The organism is Halogeometricum sp. S3BR5-2, assembly GCF_031624635.1.
Taxonomy (GTDB): Archaea; Halobacteriota; Halobacteria; order Halobacteriales; family Haloferacaceae; genus Halogeometricum; species Halogeometricum luteum.
Map to the genome: position 1 here is coordinate 317962 of NZ_JAMQOQ010000005.1, position 20047 is coordinate 338008.

20 protein-coding genes are annotated in these 20047 nt (G+C 69.1%); 17 read left to right on the forward strand and 3 right to left on the reverse strand.

Annotated features, from left to right (window positions below):
- The first annotated feature begins 38 nt into the window (after positions 1 to 38).
- Both NDI79_RS18275 and NDI79_RS18280 read left to right on the forward strand, forming a co-directional pair.
- Complete coding sequence (locus NDI79_RS18275; protein ID WP_310930098.1) at positions 39 to 1241, forward strand: cation:proton antiporter; 1203 nt, start codon at positions 39 to 41, stop codon at positions 1239 to 1241.
- Positions 1242 to 1303: 62 nt separating this feature from the next.
- On the forward strand, positions 1304 to 1765 hold the full coding sequence (locus tag NDI79_RS18280; RefSeq protein WP_310930099.1) for a hypothetical protein: 462 nt from the start codon (positions 1304 to 1306) through the stop codon (positions 1763 to 1765).
- Positions 1766 to 1768: 3 nt separating this feature from the next.
- Here the strand turns inward: NDI79_RS18280 and NDI79_RS18285 are convergent, their stop codons facing one another.
- Entirely contained in the window at positions 1769 to 4138 is a 2370-nt protein-coding gene (locus NDI79_RS18285) for a HEAT repeat domain-containing protein (protein WP_310930100.1), read from the reverse strand.
- A 110-nt stretch (positions 4139 to 4248) separates the two neighbouring features.
- On the opposite strand from NDI79_RS18285, the gene NDI79_RS18290 reads away from it, so the two are divergent.
- Complete coding sequence (locus NDI79_RS18290; protein WP_310930101.1) at positions 4249 to 5532, forward strand: O-acetylhomoserine aminocarboxypropyltransferase/cysteine synthase family protein; 1284 nt, start codon at positions 4249 to 4251, stop codon at positions 5530 to 5532.
- A 1-nt stretch (position 5533) separates the two neighbouring features.
- Entirely contained in the window at positions 5534 to 6742 is a 1209-nt protein-coding gene (gene metX, locus NDI79_RS18295) for a homoserine O-acetyltransferase MetX (RefSeq protein WP_310930102.1), read from the forward strand.
- Between the two features lie 99 nt (positions 6743 to 6841).
- Here metX and NDI79_RS18300 read toward each other — a convergent pair whose 3' ends face one another.
- Positions 6842 to 7207, reverse strand: a complete 366-nt coding sequence (locus NDI79_RS18300; RefSeq protein WP_310930104.1) for a hypothetical protein — start codon at positions 7205 to 7207, stop codon at positions 6842 to 6844.
- A gap of 221 nt (positions 7208 to 7428) precedes the next feature.
- Between NDI79_RS18300 and NDI79_RS18305 the strand changes: the two genes are divergently transcribed.
- The 5 genes from NDI79_RS18305 (at position 7429) to fer (ending at position 12150) form a co-directional block, all read left to right on the forward strand.
- Positions 7429 to 7806, forward strand: a complete 378-nt coding sequence (locus NDI79_RS18305) for a hypothetical protein (protein WP_310930105.1) — start codon at positions 7429 to 7431, stop codon at positions 7804 to 7806.
- Between the two features lie 57 nt (positions 7807 to 7863).
- A complete protein-coding gene (locus tag NDI79_RS18310) occupies positions 7864 to 9201 on the forward strand; it encodes an O-acetylhomoserine aminocarboxypropyltransferase/cysteine synthase family protein (protein WP_310930106.1) in 1338 nt (445 codons plus the stop codon).
- Positions 9202 to 9268: 67 nt separating this feature from the next.
- On the forward strand, positions 9269 to 10429 hold the full coding sequence (locus tag NDI79_RS18315) for an inorganic phosphate transporter (RefSeq protein ID WP_310930107.1): 1161 nt from the start codon (positions 9269 to 9271) through the stop codon (positions 10427 to 10429).
- A 66-nt stretch (positions 10430 to 10495) separates the two neighbouring features.
- Positions 10496 to 11650: an inorganic phosphate transporter gene (locus tag NDI79_RS18320; RefSeq protein ID WP_310930108.1), complete on the forward strand. Its 1155-nt coding sequence runs from the start codon at positions 10496 to 10498 to the stop codon at positions 11648 to 11650.
- Between the two features lie 110 nt (positions 11651 to 11760).
- Entirely contained in the window at positions 11761 to 12150 is a 390-nt protein-coding gene (gene fer / locus NDI79_RS18325; RefSeq protein WP_310930109.1) for a ferredoxin Fer, read from the forward strand.
- 117 nt (positions 12151 to 12267) lie between these two features.
- On the opposite strand, the gene NDI79_RS18330 is transcribed toward fer, so the two are convergent.
- Positions 12268 to 12489, reverse strand: coding sequence for a DUF7835 family putative zinc beta-ribbon protein (locus NDI79_RS18330; protein ID WP_310930110.1), 222 nt, complete (start codon positions 12487 to 12489; stop codon positions 12268 to 12270).
- A gap of 553 nt (positions 12490 to 13042) precedes the next feature.
- Between NDI79_RS18330 and NDI79_RS18335 the strand changes: the two genes are divergently transcribed.
- The 8 genes from NDI79_RS18335 to hisI all read left to right on the forward strand — a co-directional run bounded on the left by NDI79_RS18335 (position 13043) and on the right by hisI (position 20043).
- Positions 13043 to 13693 carry a helix-turn-helix domain-containing protein gene (locus NDI79_RS18335; protein ID WP_310930111.1) on the forward strand — a complete coding sequence of 217 codons (651 nt, stop codon included), beginning with the start codon at positions 13043 to 13045 and terminating at the stop codon, positions 13691 to 13693.
- Between the two features lie 415 nt (positions 13694 to 14108).
- Entirely contained in the window at positions 14109 to 17033 is a 2925-nt protein-coding gene (locus NDI79_RS18340) for a bacterio-opsin activator domain-containing protein (protein WP_310930112.1), read from the forward strand.
- Between the two features lie 74 nt (positions 17034 to 17107).
- Positions 17108 to 17461: a HalOD1 output domain-containing protein gene (locus NDI79_RS18345; protein ID WP_310930113.1), complete on the forward strand. Its 354-nt coding sequence runs from the start codon at positions 17108 to 17110 to the stop codon at positions 17459 to 17461.
- Complete coding sequence (locus NDI79_RS18350; protein WP_310930114.1) at positions 17445 to 17792, forward strand: DUF7576 family protein; 348 nt, start codon at positions 17445 to 17447, stop codon at positions 17790 to 17792. Before NDI79_RS18345 ends, NDI79_RS18350 begins: the two co-directional genes overlap by 17 nt.
- 53 nt (positions 17793 to 17845) lie before the next feature.
- Positions 17846 to 17998, forward strand: coding sequence for a hypothetical protein (locus tag NDI79_RS18355; RefSeq protein ID WP_310930115.1), 153 nt, complete (start codon positions 17846 to 17848; stop codon positions 17996 to 17998).
- Positions 17999 to 18170: 172 nt separating this feature from the next.
- Positions 18171 to 19130: an A24 family peptidase gene (locus tag NDI79_RS18360; RefSeq protein WP_310930117.1), complete on the forward strand. Its 960-nt coding sequence runs from the start codon at positions 18171 to 18173 to the stop codon at positions 19128 to 19130.
- A gap of 73 nt (positions 19131 to 19203) precedes the next feature.
- Entirely contained in the window at positions 19204 to 19602 is a 399-nt protein-coding gene (locus tag NDI79_RS18365; protein WP_310930118.1) for a hypothetical protein, read from the forward strand.
- 75 nt (positions 19603 to 19677) lie between these two features.
- Positions 19678 to 20043: a phosphoribosyl-AMP cyclohydrolase gene (gene hisI / locus NDI79_RS18370; protein WP_310930119.1), complete on the forward strand. Its 366-nt coding sequence runs from the start codon at positions 19678 to 19680 to the stop codon at positions 20041 to 20043.
- Positions 20044 to 20047: the final 4 nt, after the last annotated feature.

Genomic DNA, 20047 nt, shown 5'->3' on the forward strand with positions numbered 1-20047 from the left:
GCGGACGCGCCCGCGCCTGCGCCCGGGAGTAGGCCGACGTGGTCGAACTCAACCTCCTCCTCACGGTCGGACTGCTGCTCTCGCTGCTCGCCGCGGCGGGCGCGGTCGCGCTCAGGGTCGACCAGTCGGTCATTCCGGCGTACATCCTCCTCGGCGTCCTCGTCGGCCCGTACGCCCCGACGGTCGGCGGCGCCTCCCTGACGCTTGTGGAAGACCCGAACGTCGTCAGACTGCTCGGCGACCTCGGCGTCGTCCTCCTCCTGTTCTTCGTGGGCCTCGAACTGAGTTTGGACCAGTTGCTGACGAACCGGACTAAGTTTCTTCGCGCCGGCGCCGTCGACGTCGGCGTCAGCGTCCCTCTCGGATTCGGACTCGGGCTCGCGTTCGGGTTCTCCCTCCTCGAGGCCGGCTTCTTCGCCCTCGTCGTCTTCAACTCCTCGACGGTCATCATCGCCAAGTCGCTCATCGACCTCGGCTGGATCGCCGACTCGGAGGGACGGGCGGTGCTGGGCATCGTCGTCATCGAGGACGTCATCACGGCGGTGACGTTCGCCGTCCTCTCGGTGTTTCTGCTCGGCGGAACCGACGCCTCGGCGGTCCTGTCCTCCGTCGGGCGGTCGCTCGCGTTCCTCCTCTGTCTCCTCCTCCTTGCTTACTACGGGGCCGGCGCGCTCGACCGACTGTTCGACACCGAGTCCCCGGAACTGTTCGTCGTCGGCGTCCTCGGCGCGGGGGCGGTCGTCGCGGGCGCCGGCATCGCCGTCGGCGTGAGCGAAGCCGTCGCGGCGTTCCTCGTCGGAACGGCGTTCGGTCGGACTCGACACACCAGGCGGATCGAGCGTCTCCTCGCGCCCAGTCGGGACGCGTTCGCGGCCGTCTTCTTCGTCGCCGTCGGCCTCGGGACTGACCCGGCGCTCCTCTCGGCCACTGGCGGTCTCGTCGTCGTCGCGGCGGTACTCACCACCGCGGGACAGCTTTTCAGCGGCTTCCTCGCCGGTCGGTCGTACGGGCTGGACCGTCGACGCGCGGTTCGCGTCGGCTGCGCGCTCGCCCCCCGCGGGGAGTTCTCGCTCGTCATCGCGGCGTTTCTGGCGGCGGCCGGAACGACGCCGGCGCTCCGCGAGACGATTCCGGCGTTCACCGTCGGTTACGTCCTCGTCACGAGCGTCCTCGGAACGCTCCTCGTACGGAACTCCCGACCGTTCGAGGACGCCCTGACGCGACGCACGTCGTCGGAGTGACCCTCGCAGTCCCTCGCTCGTCCTCCCTCCAACCTTTTGTCAGTCCGCTACCAACTGTTCGTGTGACTAGTTCGCATTCCCGTCTCGCCTCGCTCGGCCGCGGACTCGGTCTGCTCGCGACGCTCGCCGGAGTGGCGGGCGCGGTCGGACTCTTCGTCTATCTGGTTCTTCCCTACGTCTCCGTCTCCCCGTCGGGCGTCTCCCTCGTCGACCGCGGCGGACTGGGTGCCGAGAACGCGCCCACCGTGGCGTTCTGGGCCGGCGTGCTCGCCGTCCTCGCGCTCCTCGTCTGGAACGCCGTCGTCGACGAGGCGCTCGGAGCTCTCGGTGCGCTGGCGGTTCTCGTCGCGTTTTTCGCTTTCCTCACGGGGTTCAGCATCGGCGGCTTCGTCGCCCCGTTCGCGCTCCTCACCGTCTGCGCGGCGCTCGCGTTCGCGGGCGACCGGATACTCGGCCGCGGCGGTCGGCGGCGGTCCGGCGACGGCGACGGCGGTGGGAACGGCGACGGCGCCGCTCCAGAGTGAACGCTACTCCAACCGACTGCGCGCCCGGTCTCTGACCGAGTCGTCGGGGTCCTCCTCGGCCACCCACCGGAGGAGAAAGCGCGAGCGCGGGTGGTCGAGTCGGCCGAGGGCCGTCACCGCCTCCCAGCGGAGGTCCGCGTTCTCCGCGCCGCCGAACGCCGAGGAGCGGTCGCGCTCGGCCCCGCGGGCGTCGACGCCCGCCTCCCGGACGTCGAGGATGGCCTCTAAGGCGTCGAACACCTCGTCGCGGTCGTCGCCGACGCGGCCCAGCGCCTCCACGGCCTCGACGCGGACGGCCGGCCGGGGGTCCTCGCGGGCGAGGCGGCAGAGTCGGGAGACGCCCGCGGCGGTGCCGAGGCGGGCGCAGGCGCGGCAGGCGCGGCGCCGGACGCCCGGCCGGTCGTCGTCCAACGCGGCGACGACGGTAGGGATGGCCCGCGGGTCGCCGATGCGGCCGAGGGCGTCGACGACGCTCGGCCGGCACTCCGTATCCCGGTCGTAGGCGTCGCACAGGGGGGCGACCGACTCGGGGTGCGCCTGCGACCCGAGCGCCTCTATCACCGTCGCCCTGACGGCGGCGCTCTCGTCGTCCAACCGTTCGAGCAGCGAGCGGACCACGCGCGTCCGTGTCTCCGGGCCGAACGCCCCCTCGCCGTGGTAGTCGGGCGTGCGCGCGCCGAGTTCGACGAAGGCGCCGGCGGCGGCGGCCCTGACCGTCGGGTCGTCGTCCATGAGGCGGCGCAGGAGGCCGCCGACGGGTCGCTCGTCGGTGAGCCATCGGACCGCGTCGATGGCCTCGCAGGCGACGGCGGTGTCCGGGTCGTCCAGCGCCTCCACGACCAGCGCCTCCGCGTGGACGCTGCGCGTCCCGCTGAGCACGCGGACGACCGTCTCGCGCACCTCGGGGTCGGTGTCGGTGCGGACGAGGCCGGCGAAGTAGTCGAGGGCGTTCGTCGGATCGACGTCGCGGGCCGCGCGGGCGACGGCGCGGCGCGTGGCGGCGTCGGACTCCGAGCGCACGGCGGCCAGCAGGGGGTCTATCGACTCGGGGTCGCCGATGGTGGCGAGGGCGCCCGCGGCGGCCCGGCGCACGTCCGGGTCGGGGTCGGCCAGTCGGTCGACCAGTCCCGGCACGGCCGCGCGGTCGTCCAGCACGTCGAGCGCGCGGACGAGGGCGCGGCGGTCCGCCACCGGCGGGTCGGTTCGGAGGCAGTCGACGAGGGCGTCCGCGGCGTCCTCGGCCCCGCGCCGGGCGAGTTCGGCGGCGGCGGCGGCGCGGCGCGAGGGGTCCGACAGCGAGTCGCGCAGCGACGCGTCCGACCGGTCGGTCAGCGACGGCGCGTCGGTGACGGCGATGTCGCTCAGGTGGACGCGCGAGGCCCGAAGTCGCAGGAAGTCGCCGACCGCGACCGAACCGCCGTTTGCACCGTTTCCGTCGCCCGCCGCCACCTCGTCGGGGTCGAACGCCACCGTTCCCGCGCCGACGTGCAACAGCGCGTACCGCTCGGGGGCGCGGTCGGCGGGCGTGCGGGCCGACGCCGGCACCGGACCCACCGAGACCACCTCGCCGGCGAAGGCGTGGTCGTGCCAGACGAGGGCGTCCGGGTTGGGTTCGACGTGCCGTCCGACGCCGTCGCCGCGGTCGACCGTCTCGACGTCCGAGAGCCAGATTCGGGCGGCGGCCGGTGCGTCGCGCGCGGTGTCGTCGGCCAGCGTGTCGCCGTCGAAAGCGCCGAATCGTGCGTCGCCGGCGGCGACGACGGCCGTCTGTGCGTACACCGTCCCGCCGTACGCCGTCTCCGGGACGGCGTCGAGCAGGCGGACGGGCAGGCCCCACTCCCCGAACCCCGCGGCGGCGACGCGGGCGGCGCCGACGCGTTCCCGGACCGGCGCGACGTCCGCCGCCAGCGCGGGGTTCGCCCCGACGGCCACGTCGCAGAACGTCTCGGCCGTCCGCAGTATCTCGGTCAGGAACCCCTCGCGGTCGACGGCGACGCCCGCGTCCCGGTCCCCGCCTCCGTCCGCGCTCTCCGCCCCCGCGCCTTCGATTGCCGTCTCTCCGTCGGTGCCCGTCCGCACCGCGGCGTCCGGGACGATTCGGAGCGTCTCGCCCGCGGGGACGAGGCGGTACCGTCCGCCGCCGCCGTAGCACTCGACGGTCGCGGCGTCGCCGGCGAGCACCGACTCAGCGGCGTCGAGTAGTCGGCCGCAGTATCGGCGCAGTCCGTCGCGCCCGCGCGTCAGTTCCCGACCGTCGGCCGACACCCGGACGACCGCCTCGGGGTTCGACTCCCCGCCCCGGAACCGTTCGTACACCGCGGCGTCGTACCCCACCTCGATTCGGGCGTCCGCCGCGCCCGTCTGATTCGACATGCCTCGGAGACGTTCTGCGGAGCGAAAAAACACTTCGGTGCGCCCGACCCGCCGCCGTCGGCTACCGTAACCGTAGGTTATATCTCTCACGGGGAATATGCGTGTAGTACATGACACACGGGTTCCACACCCGGAGCCTCCACGCCGGGCAGGAGCCGGATTCGGCCACCGGGTCGCGCGCGCCGCCCATCTACCAGACCACCTCGTACCTGTTCGAGGACGCCGACCGCGCCGCCGACCTCTACTCGCTGGACGCCGAGGGGGACGTCTACTCGCGCATCTCGAACCCGACGACGCGCGTGCTCGAAAACCGGCTGGCGGCGCTCGAATCGGGCGTCGGCGCCGTCGCCACCGCCTCCGGTATGGCCGCCTTCGACGCCGCCGCGAGCATCCTCGCCTCCGTCGGCGACAACGTCGTCGCCTCCGCGGACATGTACGGCGGCACCTCCACGTACCTCACGAAGATGGCCTCGCGCCGCGGCGTCGAGACGCGCGTCGTGGACACCCTCGACTACGACGCCTACGAGGAGGCCGTCGACGAGGACACGGCGTTCGTCCACGTCGAAACGATAGCCAACCCCTCGCTGAAGACGCCGGACTTCGAGCGTCTGGCCGACATCGCCCACGAGGCGCGCGCCCCGTTGGTCGTCGACAACACGTTCGCGACGCCCTACCTGTGCCGACCCATCGAACACGGCGCCGACATCGTCTGGGAGTCGACGACGAAGTGGATTCACGGGTCGGGGACGACCGTCGGCGGGATACTGGTCGACGGCGGGACGTTCCCGTGGGCGCGCGCCGACTACGATGAACTCTCCGGGGAGAACCCCGCGTTCGGCGTCGACTTCGTCGAGCGATTCGGCGACCGGGCGTTCGCGATGGCCGCGCGTCAGCGCTCGCTCCGCACCCTCGGAAACCAGCAGTCGCCGTTCGACGCGTGGCAGACGATTCAGGGCGTCGAGACCCTCCCGCTTCGGATGGAGAAACACTGCGCGAACGCCCGCGAAGTGGCGGAGTTCCTCCGCGGTCACGACGACGTGGCGTGGGTGTCCTATCCCGGATTCGAGGACCATCCGACGCACGGGAACGCGAGCGAATACCTAGAGGGAGGCTACGGCGGTATGGTCACCTTCGGCCTCGCGGACGGCTACGAGGCGGCCAAGCGCACCTGCGAGAACACCGACCTCGCCTCCTTCCTCGCCAACATCGGCGACGCGAAGACGCTCGTCATCCACCCCGCCTCGACGACGCACGCGCAGTTGAGCGCCGAGGAGCAACGGGCGGCGGGCGTCGGCCCCGACATGCTCCGCCTCTCCGTCGGCATCGAAGACTCGGCGGATATCGTCGCCGACTTGGACGAGTCGATTCGCCGGGCCGCGGAGGCGGTTCGGTAAGATGCAGACCGACAGCGGCACCGTCGACGTGGGCGCGTTCGACTTCGAGTGCGGGGCCGACATCCCCTCTCTGGAGGTCGCCTACGAGTCCTACGGCGAGTTCGACGGCGACAACGCCGTCCTCGTCTGCCACGCCCTCACCGGCAGCCAGAACGTCGCGGGCTACGGGACGAACACGGCCGGACAGGCCCGCGCGTGGTGGAACGACATCGTCGGCGCGGGCAAGGCCATCGACACGAACGACTACTACGTCGTCTGCGCGAACGTCCCCGGGTCCTGCTACGGGACGACCGGCCCCGCCTCTCCGGGTCCGGACGGCGAACCGTACGGCACGGACTTTCCGCCGGTCACCGTGGGCGACTGGACGCGCGCCCAGCGTCTCCTCCTCGACGAACTCGGCGTCGGCCGCCTGCACGCCGTCGTCGGCGGCAGCGTCGGCGGGATGAACGCTCTCGACTGGGCGCAGCGCTACCCCGACGACGTGCATCACCTCGCCGTCGTCGCCGCCGCCGGCCGCCTCGACCCGCAGTGTCTCGCCCTCGACGCCATCGCGCGGCGCGCCATCACCACCGACCCGGACTGGAACGGCGGCGACTACTACGATTCGGACCCGCCCACGGACGGCCTCGCCCTCGCCCGCCAACTCGGCCACGTGATGTACCTCTCGAAAGCGTCGATGGAGCGGAAGTTCGGCCGGCGCGCCGCCGGCCGCGACGCCCAACGGGAGTCGTTCCCGACGGACCCCGCGGCCGCGTACTTCCCCTACCGCGACGTGGAGTCCTACCTCGACTACCAGGCCGAGAAGTTCGTCGAGCGCTTCGACGCGAACTCCTATCTCTACCTCACGCGCGCGATGGACGACTACGACCTCGCGGAGGGGTACGAGAGCGACGCCGACGCCCTCGCTGCCTTCGAGGGCGAGACGCTGCTGCTCTCCTTCACGGGCGATTGGCACTTCACGACCGAGCAGTCCGAGTCGCTGGCCGAGTCGCTCCGCGAACTCGACGCCCCCGTCGCCCACCACGTCGTCGAGTCCGACCACGGCCACGACGCCTTCCTCGTCGAACCCGAGAAGGTCGGCCCGCCGCTCAGGGACTTCCTCGACGCGGGCGTCGAGGGCCGCGCGATTCACGACACCGAGGAGGAACCCGAGTCGCTGCCGGACGACCGGGACTTCGCGCCGGTGCACTCCTCGCTGTTCAGTCGGTGAGCGGAGGAACGCTCGCGGCGAAATCGCCGCATTCGGAAAAGAGAACGAGCGCGTCGGACGCGCTACGGAGGCCGACGCGCCGCGTGAGGCTCCGAACGGCTACCGCGTCGCCATCCGCATCGCTTCCGCCTTGTCGTCGGCGAGAAGGACTTCGACCTCCGGGAGGTCGTCGATCCGACTCCGGAGCGCCATGTTCTTGATGGTATCGGAGACGATAATCCAGCGGTCGATACCGAACTCGACGCCCGCCTCCGCGGCCTCGTTCGCCCGTTCGAAGACGTCGGAGTTCAGCGGCGACTCCATCTCCAGAACCGACACGTGCGTGTCGACGGCCGGTCGAGAGGCGAGTTTCTCGAACCGCTCGTTCACCTCCGCGAACATCTCGTCGGTCAGATCCATGTCCGCGTGGAAGTCCGCCACGAGAACGTTGTCTTCGACGTACAGTTCCCATCGTTTGCTTTGCATGTACGGAGTCGATTCGTACCGGCGACAAATACGTTCCGTATAGAATATCTATTCTGATATCGAGCGCGTCACCGCCTCAGTACGGACGAGTGACTCGCGCGCCGGAGCCGGTGTCCCGCAGTCGGGGTTCGGAGTGGCTGTGGTCCGACCGGACGCACCGTCCGCGAGACCACCCGGATGGACCCGAAGCGACTTTCCCGTCCCCGAACGACGCCGTTCGTATGTCGTTCGCTCGTCTCATCGGTCGACTCGGCGGCCTCCTCGCCGCCGCCGTCGGCGCCTTCGTCGCCTACTACGGTCTGCTCGTCGGGTCCGCGACGGTCCCGAGAGGTCTCGACGCGCTGCTCGCCGGCGAACTCAACGTCTTCGTCGTCATCGGTCTCTCCGGTGTCGTCGTCGCCCTCGTCGGCCTCGCCGTCGCCGCGGGCCGCGGTCGGCCGTGGGCTATCACCGTCGGCACGCTCTTGATCGCCGTCGCGGCTCTCGGCCTCGCCCTGTACGCGCTCTCGCCGCTCGTCGTACTCGTGGCTGGCGTCGTCGGCCTTCTCCTGTTCTTCTCCGGGGCGTCGCTGAACGCGGCACGCGGCGACGCGACCTGACGCGGTCCGCCGCGCGCGCCGCCTCGTTTTAACACCCCGTCACGCGTCCTCACGCGCATGGCGGACGACACAGACAACGCGGACGACGGAACCGACGGGAACGACGCGAACGGAACGCCGGGGTTCAGCACGCGAAGCCTCCACGCCGGGCAGGAACCGGACGCTGCCACCGGGGCGCGCGCGCCGCCCATCTACCAGACCACCTCCTACGTCTTCGACGACGCCGAGGACGCCGCGGGTCAGTTCGCCCTGGAGAAGGAGGGGTACATCTACTCGCGGCTGATGAACCCGACGGTGGCGATGCTGCAGGAGCGACTCGCCTCCCTCGAAGGTGGCGTCGGCGCGGCGGCCACCGCCTCCGGGATGGCGGCGTTCGACCTCGCCACGTTCCTCCTCGCCGAGGCGGGCGACAACATCGTCTCCGCCTCGTCGCTGTACGGCGGGACGTACACCTACCTCACGCACACCGTCGAGCGGCGGGGCGTCACGACGAAGTTCGTCGACACGCTGGATTACGACGCCTACGACGAGGCCATCGACGACGACACCGCGTTCGTCCACGTCGAGACCATCGGCAACCCCGCCCTGGTAACGCCCGACTTCGAGCGTCTCGCGGAGGTGGCGCACGACAACGGCGTCCCCCTGTTCGTCGACAACACGTTCGCGACGCCCTACCTCTGCCGACCGCTCGAACACGGCGCCGACTTGGTGTGGGAGTCGACGACGAAGTGGATTCACGGCGCGGGCACGACCATCGGCGGCGTCCTCGTCGACGGCGGGTCGTTCCCGTGGACCGACCACGCCGAGAAGTACTCCGAGATAGCGAAACCGAACCCGGCGTACCACGGCGTCGACTTCTCCGAGCGGTTCGGCGATGCGGCGTTCACCTACGCGGCCATCGCCCGCGGCCTGCGCGATTTGGGTAACGCCCAGTCGCCGTTCGACGCGTGGACCACCCTGGAGAAGATAGAGTCGCTCCCGCTGCGGATGGAGAAACATTGCGAGAACGCGATGGCCGTCGCGGAGTTCCTGGAGGACCACGACGCCGTCTCGTGGGTGAACTACCCCGGCCTCGAATCCCACGAGACGCACGAGGAGGCCTCGAAGTACTTGGAGGGCGGCTACGGCGGGATGATAACGTTCGGCCTCGCGGAGGGCTACGAGGCTGCGAGGGGAACCGTGAACGGCGTCGAACTCGCCTCGCTGCTCGCCAACGTCGGCGACGCGAAGACGCTCGTCATCCACCCGGCGTCGACGACCCACCAGCAGCTCACGGAGGACGAACAGGCCGCCGCGGGCGTGACGCCCGACATGGTCCGCCTCTCCGTCGGCGTCGAGGACGCCGCGGACATCGTCGCGGACCTCGAACAGGCCATCGAGGGGACGACGAACTGAGCGCGGATTCGACTACCCGAAGACGACCGTCTGGGGGGTTTAACGCCCCCCGTTCCGCAGTTCGAACGTGACCGAAGCACTCCTTCTCGTCGGTATCGCCGTCGCCTTCTTCGTCGGATTCAACATCGGCGGGTCGAACACCGGGGTCGCCTTCGGTCCCGCGGTGGGCAGCCGAACCGTCTCGAAACTCGGCGCGGGGGCGCTCATGGGCGTCTTCGCCCTCCTCGGCGGCTGGACCGTCGGCCGGCGCGTCGTCACGACGCTCGGCTCGGACCTCGTTGTCGGCGACCCGTTCACCGTGGCGGCGAGCGTCGTCGTCCTCCTGTTCGTCGGCCTCGCCCTGTTCGTCTCGAACCTGTTCGGCGTGCCCGCCTCCACCTCGATGACCGCCGTCGGTGCCGTCGCAGGCTACGGATTGGCGACCGACCGACTCGCGACCGGACTCGCCCTGGAAATCGTCTCGTGGTGGCTGGTCGCCCCGCTCGCGGGCTTTTGGATCAGCGCCGTCGTCGGGCGCTACGCCTACGCCGACATCGACGCGCGGGTCGCCATCGACCGCTCGGAGGGACCGCTCTTGGCGCTTCGTCGCGACGGCGTCCTGCCCGTCCCGACGCTCGGCGAAGGAACGACGCGCCGCGAACTCTCCGGCTCGTTCCTCGTCGTCGCCATCGGCTGTTACATGGCGTTCTCCGCGGGCGCGTCGAACGTCGCCAACGCCGTTGCGCCCCTCGTCGGCAACGGCTCGCTGTCGATGGACGCGGGCATCCTCCTCGCGGCCGTCGCCATCGCCGTCGGTGCGCTCACCATCGCCCGCCGGACGCTGGAGACGATGGGCAACGACCTCACCGAACTCCCCCTGACCGCCGCCCTGGTCGTCGCGACTGTCAGCGCGACGCTCGTCACCGTGCTGTCGTGGCTCGGCATCCCGGCCAGTTTCGTCGTCATCGCCACCATGTCCATCGTCGGCCTCGGGTGGGGGCGCGAGACGGTCCGCGAACGGGAAGCGTCGGTCCTCGCATCCCCCTCGCCCACCCCGGACCCGACCGCACCCGGACCCCCGGATCGCCTCGACGCCGCGGACCCGGGACTCGACGCGGACGGGCGGGCGGCCCTGTACCGGCCGGCGACGACGGCGCGAGTCGTGTTCCTGCAGAACCTCGTCCCCGCGGTGGCCACCGTCGGCGCGTACCTCGTCTTCTCGGCCGTCGGCCCCGCCGTCGCCCTCTGAGGGTCGAGGGGTCGAACCCGGAACCGGATGATGACGCTTATCCACGGCTCCCCCGAAGGTTCACCCGTGGTCGAAATACTCCTCGTCGTCGGCCTCCTCGTCGCCGTCTTCGTCGGCTTCAACATCGGCGGCTCCTCCACCGGCGTGGCCTTCGGCCCGGCCGTCGGCAGCGGCCTCCTCAGCAAACTCGCCGCGGCCGCGCTGATGACCGCGTTCGCCCTGCTCGGCGCGTGGACCGCCGGACGGGAGGTCATCAAGACGATGGGCGGTCAGATCGTCCCGCAGTCGGAGTTCACGCTCGCGGCGAGCGTCGCCGTCCTCTTCTTCGTCGGCCTCGCCCTGCTCATCTCGAACACGTTCGGCGTCCCCGCCTCCACCTCCATGACCGCCGTCGGCGCCATCGCCGGTCTCGGCGTCGCCACGGGGACGCTCGACGAGGGCGTGATGCTCGAAATCGTCTCGTGGTGGATCGTCGCCCCCGTCATCGCCTTCTGGACCTGCGCCATGGTCGGCCGGTACGTCTACCCGCACCTCGACGCGAAACTCAAACTCGACAGTTCGCCGGGACCGCTCGTCGAGATAGACAAATACGGTATCCCGACGCCGAAACTGGGGCCGAACACCACCGTCCGCGAGGCGGCCAGCACCGTCCTCGTCGTCGTCATCGCCTGCTACATGGCCTACTCGGCGGGCGCGTCGAACGCCGCGAACGCCGTCGCGCCCCTCGTCGGCAACGGCGCCCTCGGAATCAACGAGGGCATCCTCCTCGGCGCGGGCGCCATCGGCCTCGGCGCGTTCACCATCGCCCGCCGGACGCTCGACACCGTCGGCAACGACCTCACCGAACTCCCGATTCTCGCGGCGCTCATCGTCGAGACGGTGTCGGCGTCGCTCATCACGTTCCTCTCGTACATCGGCATCCCCGCCAGCCTCGCCGTCTCGGCGACGATGTGCATCGTCGGCCTCGGGTGGGGTCGGGCGACCCGCACGGTGACCATCGGCGAGGCCATCGGCGGGAAATCGCCCGGCATGTCGGTGAACGCCCTGACCGCCGAGACGCGCGAGGACGTGCCGCCGGTCGGCGAGGAGTCCGAGACGGACCTCGCCGGGTCGGACCTGTTCGACCCGGGGACGACCGGCCGCGTCATCTTCTTCTGGCTACTCACGCCGTCGCTGTCGGCCGTCGCCTCCTACGCGCTGTTCTCGGTCACGCCGCTGTGACCGCGATTGGGTTTAGGCGGGCCAAATAACCGAAATTCGGCCGATTTGGGGGTCCGATTTTCGGCGAAGAACAGCAAAGTCTAATGGCGTGCGTCGTGAACCAATCGGTGATGCCCACGGTAGAATACCTCAACTACGAAGTACTCGACGACAACGGCTGGGAAATCGACGACGACGACCTCTTCGAGAAGGCCGCCGACGCGGACTTCGACGACGAAGACTACGGCTCTCTCGAAGTCAACCAGGGCGAGTACATCCTCGAAGCGGCCGAGGCGCAGGGCTACGACTGGCCCTTCTCGTGCCGCGCGGGCGCCTGCGCGAACTGCGCGGCCATCCTGAAAGAGGGCGAAATCGAGATGGACATGCAGCAGATTCTCTCCGACGAGGAGGTCTCTGACAAGAACGTCCGTCTCACCTGCATCGGGTCGCCGGAGGCAGACGAGGTCAAAATCGTCTACAACGCGAAGCACCTCGACTACCTCCAGAACCGCGTCATCTAATCGCGGAGCGTATCTCCGACGATATACGACCGCGAACTGCAGGCGACCTCGAATCCGATTTTTTCCGCGTACACTCCTTCGAGGCGAGAGAGTTCTCCTCGCTGTGGGAACCGTTCGTCAGGTGACCTTCTCTCTCGACGACTCCCCGCAGTAGACACACGCTACGACTCGGTACGGTTTCTTCGCGTAGTCCCGGTTTTCGACTCGGATGTCGTCTCTGGTCTCGCCTCGGAGCAGTTCGAGGTGGACCGCGTGCTCTCGCCGACCACCGCAGTCCTCGCAGTGTCTGATCGCGGATTCGGTAACGCCGGACGTCTTCCCGGACTGTTTACTTGTCATGGTTGGGGGGCGACGAGCGGTTCGGGGGAGTACCGCTCGTCAACGTCTCGTGAGACGACGATTTCGATGATACGTCTGTACGCTGTCGTTGAAACGCTTATTTGTATCTCTAAGGTTTATCTGAAATTAAATTTCTCCGACTAATCCGGCGGTCTGATTTCGACGGCTCCGCCTCCGTCTCTCCCGAGAGAACCGAATGCGCGCCCGAATCGCTCGCGAGCGCCGCCGCCGATAACGGAAACATATTCCGACTTTTCGGAGTTCCCGATACTCCATGATAGGTATGAGCACAGACTAAATGCGTCGACGCCGTACGACAAGCGGGACGACTGAACGCCCCCTTTGTGTGTTCCTCACGGGGCCCTAATGTGGGTTGCTGGCAGTCCGTTCGTCGCGCAGACGAGTGGACACATAATCGGCTTTTACGCGCCCCAGACCAGTCAACCATGATACCTTCCCGTTCGCGGAGTCACGAGCCGAATCTCCGTCACGACCCGTCCGCACTGCTCGCTCTCCGACCACGTCCGTCGACGGATGCCGGGGGTGAGGACCGATGACCGCCTTGCTCCAGTTCACCGTCCAGAGCGACGAGTTCGTCCTCGGAGAGGCGCTGGACGTGGACGCCGCGACGTACATCGAACTCACCCAGTTCGTCCCCGTCGGAGAGGCCCTCATCCCGTACTTCTGGGCGGACACGGAGGACGACGACGCGGTCGCTTCGGCGGTCCGCGCCTCCGAGTACGTGGAGTCGGTCGACAAACTCAACGGTGCGACCGGACGGAGTCTGTTCCAGGTGCGGTGGAAGCCGGGCGTCGACGGGTTGCTCGACGCCCTGGAGACGCACGACCTCGCGGTCCAACGGGCCATCTGCTCGGAGGGCAGTTGGCGATTCGAACTCATCGCCGAAGATAGAGAGACGTTCGCGGAGTTCCAATCCACCTGCAAGGAGAAGGGACTCGACCTGACGGTGACTCGCTTGTCGGACAGTATCGCCCGCGACAGCGCCCTGTACGGGTTGACCGACAAGCAACGAAACGCGCTCCTCGAGGCGTACGAAGCGGGCTATTACGACGTGAACCGAACGGTCAGACTCGGAGAGATAAGCGAGGAACTGGAGATAAGCCAGCAGGCGCTCGGCGCACTCCTCAGACGCGGGACCGGTTCCCTGATCGAGCACACCATCGCCGTCGAACACAGCGTGTAGCTCTCCCACCGGAAAAGCCGCCAGTGAGGTGGCGACTCGTGTGGACGACATCTCGGATACTGGTGGGACGCGCTCCGAAATGCCTCGCCCACCAGCAGCGATACCTCCGCCCGTGTCTACAGAGAACGTCGGAAGCCGACCGCTGATGGACGTTCCGAGGTCGACGGTGCGGCGACGTAAGCGTCCGGATTGTACGTGAAAACCACTCATTACCCTTCGCCGACGGGCCCCGGTCGCGGCGCCGACCCGACGGCGCCGACCAGACATATCAGATACATTTCCTATCCGTGCCGCGGTCCGGAGCCGACGATACGCCGTCTCGGGGCTCCTCCGCAGCATCGTTCGCCGCGGCCGGGCCATTTATCAGACAGCCAGACACATAGTTTCGCTAACGCTGTTCACCCGTTCGCCCTCCATGCCCTCAGACGCACCCCTCGCCCTCTACGTCGACCCCGACCCTGACCGCGCCGACGCGCTTCGTTCGGCCCTCCGGGAGTCGCACCCGGACCTCCGGCTTCGGACCGTCACGACCGTCTCGGCCGCCGAGACGGCGCTCTCGGAGTCGTCGGTCGACTGCGTGGTCGCCCGCCTGACGCTCTCGGGCGCCGAGTCGTCCGGAGAGGATCCGGCCGGCGACACATCGTCCGTCGACGCCGCCCCGTCCGCCCCCGACGACGGCGTGGACTACCTCGCGTCCGTCGCCGCGCGGTATCCGTCGGTCACGACGGTCCTGTTCGATACCGAACGCTCGCCTGAACTCCTCGGCCGGGTCCGTGAGGCGGGGGTCGACGAGTACGTCCGGGACACCGGCCCCGACGGCGCCGCCGTCCTCGGCGACTACGCCGTCGCCGCCCGGACGGCGCCGCCCGACCGGACGGACGCGGAGTCCCGGGAGACCCGAGAGACGCTTGAGACGCTCCTCGACGTCTCCTCGGACCTCATCCTCTCCATCGACGAGGAGAACACCATCCGGTTCGTGAACTCGGCCGTCGAGGACGTCCTCGGCTACGCGCCGGAGGAACTCGTGGGCGAACCGCTCGACGTCATCACGCCCGACGAGATGGGGGCGCGCCACAGGCGGGGACTGGCCCGCTATCTGGAGACGGGCGAACGGCGCCTCGACTGGGGGGAGGTCGAACTCCCGGGCGTTCACCGCGACGGCCACGAGGTACGGCTGAGCCTCGCGTTCAACGAACTCGGCTCGACGGACGGGCGACGCTTCGTCGGCATCGCCCGCGACGTCACCGAGCGAAAGCGCCGCGAGCGCGATTTAGAGCGGTACGAGGCGATGGTCGAAACCGTCCAGGACGGCGTGTACGTCCTCGACGACCGGAGCCGGTTCGTCGCGGTCAACCGGGCGTTCACCGAACTCGTCGGGCGATCCGAGGAGGAACTGCTCGGCGAACCGGCGACGACCGTATCCGACGAGGAGACGAACGAGGAGGTCGAGTCGCTGCTGGCGGAGTTGCTGCGAAACGACGGGAACGCCGTCACGTACGAGACGACGGTGTCGACGCCGCGGGGGGACGTCCCCACGGAGACGCGCATCTCGCCGTTCCCCTTGGGCGACGGGACGTACGGCCGCGTCGGCGTCGTCCGCGACGTCACCGAGCGACAGCGTAGGGAGTCGCAACTCGCCTCGCTCAACGAGACGGCGCAGGCGCTGACGACCGCCGAGACGGCCGAGGAGGTGTGCGAACTGGCCGTCCGGGCGGCCGCGGAGACGCTGGAACTCCCCCTCTCGGACATCAAACTGTACGACGACGGGGGCGAACTCGTCGTCACCGCGCGCACCGACGCCGCCGAGGAGTACGTCGGCGACGGGTCGCTGTTCGGCCCGGACTCCGACGTGCCGTGGCGGGTGTACGCCAGCAGCACCAGCGCGGTGTACGACGACCTGGCCGCCGAGGAGTCCTCGGAGTCGCCGCTCCGGAGCGCCATCGTCCTCCCCATCGGCAAGTACGGCGTCTTCGTCAGCGGTCGCACGGAGGCGAGCGCGTTCTCCGAGACGGACGTCGTCCTGGCGAACATCCTCGTCGCCAACGTGCGCGCCGCCCTCGAACGCACCGACAGAGAGCAGACGCTGCGCGAACAGAAAGCGGAGTTGGAGGCGCGCACGGCGACCTTAGAGCGCGTGAACCGCATCAACACCGTCATCCGCGACCTGACGCGGGCGCTCACGGAGGCGACCTCCCGCGAGGAGATAGAGCAGGTCGTCTGCACGCAGTTGGCCAACGCCGACCCCTACCGGTTCGTCTGGATCGGCGAACAGGAGACCGTAAACGGGGACCTCGTCCCCCGCGCGTCCGCCGGCGTCGGCCGCGGCTACTTAGAGGAGATAACCGTCACCGTCGACGACAGTCCGACCGGTCGGGGACCGGCCGGTCGGGCGGTCCGAACGCGCGAACCGCAGGTGCAGAACAACCTCCACACCGACCCGCCGTTCGAACCGTGGCGCGCGAAGGCGCTCCAGCGGGGGTTCCGCGCCTCCATCTCCATCCCGCTCGTGTACAAGGAGACGATGTACGGCGTGTTGAACCTGTACGCGGGCGAACCCGGCGTCTTCGACGACCTGGAGGTGAACGTGCTGGAGGAACTCGGCAAGACCATCGGCTTCGCCATCAACGCCCTCGAACGGCGCAAGGCGCTCGTCAGCGACCGGGCGGTGGAACTGGAGTTCCGGATGGACGACGTGGACATCCCGCCCGTCACGCTGCCGCGAGAGACCGAGAGCACGTTCGAACTCGACGCGCTGGTCGAACGGGGCGACGGCGAGGTTCGCATCTTCTTCGTCGTCGACGGCATCGACCCCGACGAGGCGCTGTCCGTCTCCTCGCAACTGACGACCATCGGGAACGCGAGCCTCATCTCCGAACGCGACGACGGCCACCTGTACGAGGCCACGTTGGAGGACGGGAACTTCTTCGGTGCGCTCCTCGACTACGGCGCGCACCCCACCGGGTTCACGGCGACGCCCGACGGCGCGACGCTCACCGTCGAACTCCCGCGGACCGGCGACATCCGGGCGTTCCTCGACATGCTCCTCCGGACGTACGACGGGGTCGAACTCGTCGCCCGCCGCGAACTCGAACGGCCCATCCAGACCGAATCGGAGTTCCGCGCGCTCTACCGCAAGCGCCTCACGGACCGACAGGAGGAGGTGCTCCGGACGGCGTACTTCGCGGGCTTCTTCGACTGGCCCCGGAAGGCGACCGGAAAACAGGTCGCGGAACTCCTCGACGTCTCACAGCCGACGGTGAACCGGCACGTTCGGAAGGGCGAGTACGAACTGTTCTCGCTCGTGTTCGGGGAGCAGCGACCGGACGATGAATCAGTATAGCGCCCCGACCGCCCGGGGGGATATCCAGATACGCCATAGGAACATGGGGCCGGACGCGATAGTATGAGCTGTCAATGAGTGAGTGTCAAACCGTCTGCGTCAGTTCTGAGGGAGACGTCTGTTTCGCCGTAATCGATGCCGTGTCGGAACTCACGGCCACCGACCCGCTCGAACTCGAACCGCTGGGGGCCGTCGTCGACACCGACGCCGTCGAGACGCTGTTCGACTCCGCGCCGTCCGGGACCGTCCGACACGACGCCAGCCTGTCGTTCCGATACGAGAACTGCGACGTGACCGTCGGGAGCGACGGAACCGTCTCCGCGACCCGCGCGGCGACGACGGCGACGTTCGAGTCCGAGTACCCCGCCGCTTCCGCCGTCGACGTGGGGTCGGCGGCGGGCGGCCGAGGCGATGCCGACGTCCGGTAACTCGACGGACCGTCCCGACGGAGGGTCCGAGTCGACCGAGTTCCGCGTCGGACGCGTCACCGTCGGCAGGTGGACGCTGATGCGGTATCCGGACGACGAAGCCGCCGAGGAGGGACGCCGCCGGGACGACGAAGTCGCCGAGGAGTGTCGCCGCTCGGACGCCGACGCGGACGGGAAACTGTGCGCCGCCTGCGGGGAGGCGGTCGACCCGACGCGCCGGCATCCGGCCGCCATCGCTCCGGACGACTCCTCGACCGTCTACCTGTTCTGCGGCGACGCCTGCAGGACGGCGTGGATGGACGACGGCGAGAACGGTCGGCGCGACGGCTGAAGGGGAACAGCGCATCCGACCACGAACGCGAACGCATACGCACACGCAACCAGATGCCCACGAACACCGACACGGAACCCGGACGCACCGACCGCTACAGATACATCCAGTACAACGACGACGGCGGCACCGTCACCGTCATCCAGGACACCGAGAACCACCACGCGTGGATTCAGTCGACGCTGCACGTCGCCGTCGAGCAGTGACGGCGACGACGTAACGCCGCGCTCCTACGCGGACGCCGAACCGTCGACCCCGTCGACGGACCCGTGCGACACTCACTCTCCGAACGCCACGCCCGGAGGCGCACCTCCGCCTCGCGGTGCCGGCGTCTCAACATTCCAAAACGCTAACTCCCCCCGGACTCGTTCGACCTGTATGTTCGCCTCCGTACCGGACCTCCTCCGTCTCGTCGTTCTGCCCCTCCTCGGGTGGGCGGCGTGGCGGGACATCGAGACGCGGCGGGTGCCCTCCGTCGTCTGGTATCCGCTCGTCGCCCTCGGCGCGGTGCTCCTCGCGTGGGACTCGCTCGGGCATCTCGCCTTCAGGCCCGTCGACCAGTTGTACTTCCTCCGCGTCGGAATCAGCCTCCTCTTCGTCGCGCCCCTCTCGTACGTGTTCTGGCGACTCGGCGGGTTCGGCGGCGCCGACGCGAAGGCGCTCATCGCCATTTCGATACTGCTGCCGACGTTCCCGCGGTACCTCCTGCCGGGGTTCGGACTCCCGGTCGTCAGAACGACGCTCGGCGTGTTCTCGATGACCGTCCTGACGAACACCGTCGTGCTCGCGGCGGGATATCCGCTCGCCCTCGGCGTCCGGAACCTCCTCGACGGGAGCGTCGAACTCCCCCTCATGTTCCTCGGCCGCCGCGTGTCGGTCCCCTCGCTGTCGACGGCGCACGGCCGCCTGTTCGAGACGACCACGGGCTACACGAGGAACGGCCTCGACATCGACGCCCTGCGGATGTACCTCCGCTGGCGCGGCCTCACGCTGACGGAACTCCGCGAAGGCCCCGACAGACTCCGCGACCCGGACAGCATCACCGAGACGCACGACCCGACGGACGGCGCCGTCGGCGACGGGATGGCCGTCGACGGCGGGACCGTCGAGGCGGAGGACCCGTGGGGCGCCGAGGCGTTCCTCGAAGACATCGACTCGACGGCGTACGGGACGACGCCGGAGAAACTCCGCGACGGTCTGCAGGTGGTCTCCTCCCGCGAGGAGGTGTGGATTTCGCCCGGCATCCCGTTCCTCGTCCCCATGTTCTTCGGCACCGTCGTCGCGTTCACCTACGGCGACATCGTCTTCGGCGTCGTCGGAGCGCTCGGTCTGGTCTGAGCACACCTCGCAAACGCGGCCCTCACGTTTCGCCGACGCGACACTTTTCTCCCGCGCGCCCCAACGGTCGGACGTGTCCCGCACCACTCGCGCCGTCGCACTCGTCGGCGGTCTGTTCGGCGGCGTCGTCTCGTACGTCCTGTACCCGGACCCGTTGCTCGCGGCGACGGCGGCGTTCGTCTGGGGCGTCGCGGGGGCGCTCACGTATCGGGAGCGGGAGACGTGGACGCGGGGGTCCGAGGGCGTCTCGCTGGCGAACGCCGTTCCGGCCGTCCTCCTCTCCGTCGTCGGGACGATGGGCGTCCACGCCGGCCTCCCCCTCCCCGACTCGCTCCGGTGGGCGCTGGTCGCCCTCGTCTTCGGGGCGGTACTCGCCGCCGTCGGCGCCGGCATCGCCCTCGGACGCCGAGGCACCGCCGCCTCCGGTTCGACGGCGGAGTCCACCGGTGCGGCGAGCGACGGAGCGGACTGACGGTCGATAGTCCGCGATTCGAGGGCTGCCACCGGTACACAAGACATATCGGCCGGAATCACGTGTCCACAGTCGATGACAGACGACGTCGAGGTCGATTTCGGGGCGGACGGTCTCGTCCCCGCGGTCGCGCAGGACGCAGACTCCGGCGAAGTGCTGATGCTCGCGTACGTCTCGCCCGAAGCCCTCGAACGCACCCGCGAGACGGGCCGCGCGCACTACTACTCCCGCAGTCGGGACGAACTCTGGGAGAAGGGGGCGACCAGCGGGCACACCCAGTCGGTCGAGGAGGTCCGCGTCGACTGCGACGCCGACACCCTCCTCTACCTCGTCGACCAGACCGGCGGCGCCTGCCACACGGGCCACCGCTCCTGTTTCTACCGCACCGTCGACGGCGAACACGTCGGCGAGAAGGTGTACGACCCCGACGACGTCTACTGATTCG

Bases quoted from the DNA above. Each gene is read 5' to 3' on its own strand.
- NDI79_RS18285 (WP_310930100.1), bottom strand. From the start codon at position 4,138: ATGTCGAATCAGACGGGCGCGGCGGACGCCCGAATCGAGGTGGGGTAC.
- NDI79_RS18290 (WP_310930101.1), top strand. From the start codon at position 4,249: ATGACACACGGGTTCCACACCCGGAGCCTCCACGCCGGGCAGGAGCCG.
- metX (WP_310930102.1), top strand. From the start codon at position 5,534: ATGCAGACCGACAGCGGCACCGTCGACGTGGGCGCGTTCGACTTCGAG.
- NDI79_RS18300 (WP_310930104.1), bottom strand. From the start codon at position 7,207: ATGCAAAGCAAACGATGGGAACTGTACGTCGAAGACAACGTTCTCGTG.
- NDI79_RS18305 (WP_310930105.1), top strand. From the start codon at position 7,429: ATGTCGTTCGCTCGTCTCATCGGTCGACTCGGCGGCCTCCTCGCCGCC.
- NDI79_RS18310 (WP_310930106.1), top strand. From the start codon at position 7,864: ATGGCGGACGACACAGACAACGCGGACGACGGAACCGACGGGAACGAC.
- fer (WP_310930109.1), top strand. From the start codon at position 11,761: ATGCCCACGGTAGAATACCTCAACTACGAAGTACTCGACGACAACGGC.
- NDI79_RS18330 (WP_310930110.1), bottom strand. From the start codon at position 12,489: ATGACAAGTAAACAGTCCGGGAAGACGTCCGGCGTTACCGAATCCGCG.
- NDI79_RS18335 (WP_310930111.1), top strand. From the start codon at position 13,043: ATGACCGCCTTGCTCCAGTTCACCGTCCAGAGCGACGAGTTCGTCCTC.
- NDI79_RS18340 (WP_310930112.1), top strand. From the start codon at position 14,109: ATGCCCTCAGACGCACCCCTCGCCCTCTACGTCGACCCCGACCCTGAC.
- NDI79_RS18345 (WP_310930113.1), top strand. From the start codon at position 17,108: ATGAGTGAGTGTCAAACCGTCTGCGTCAGTTCTGAGGGAGACGTCTGT.
- NDI79_RS18350 (WP_310930114.1), top strand. From the start codon at position 17,445: ATGCCGACGTCCGGTAACTCGACGGACCGTCCCGACGGAGGGTCCGAG.
- NDI79_RS18355 (WP_310930115.1), top strand. From the start codon at position 17,846: ATGCCCACGAACACCGACACGGAACCCGGACGCACCGACCGCTACAGA.
- NDI79_RS18360 (WP_310930117.1), top strand. From the start codon at position 18,171: ATGTTCGCCTCCGTACCGGACCTCCTCCGTCTCGTCGTTCTGCCCCTC.
- hisI (WP_310930119.1), top strand. From the start codon at position 19,678: ATGACAGACGACGTCGAGGTCGATTTCGGGGCGGACGGTCTCGTCCCC.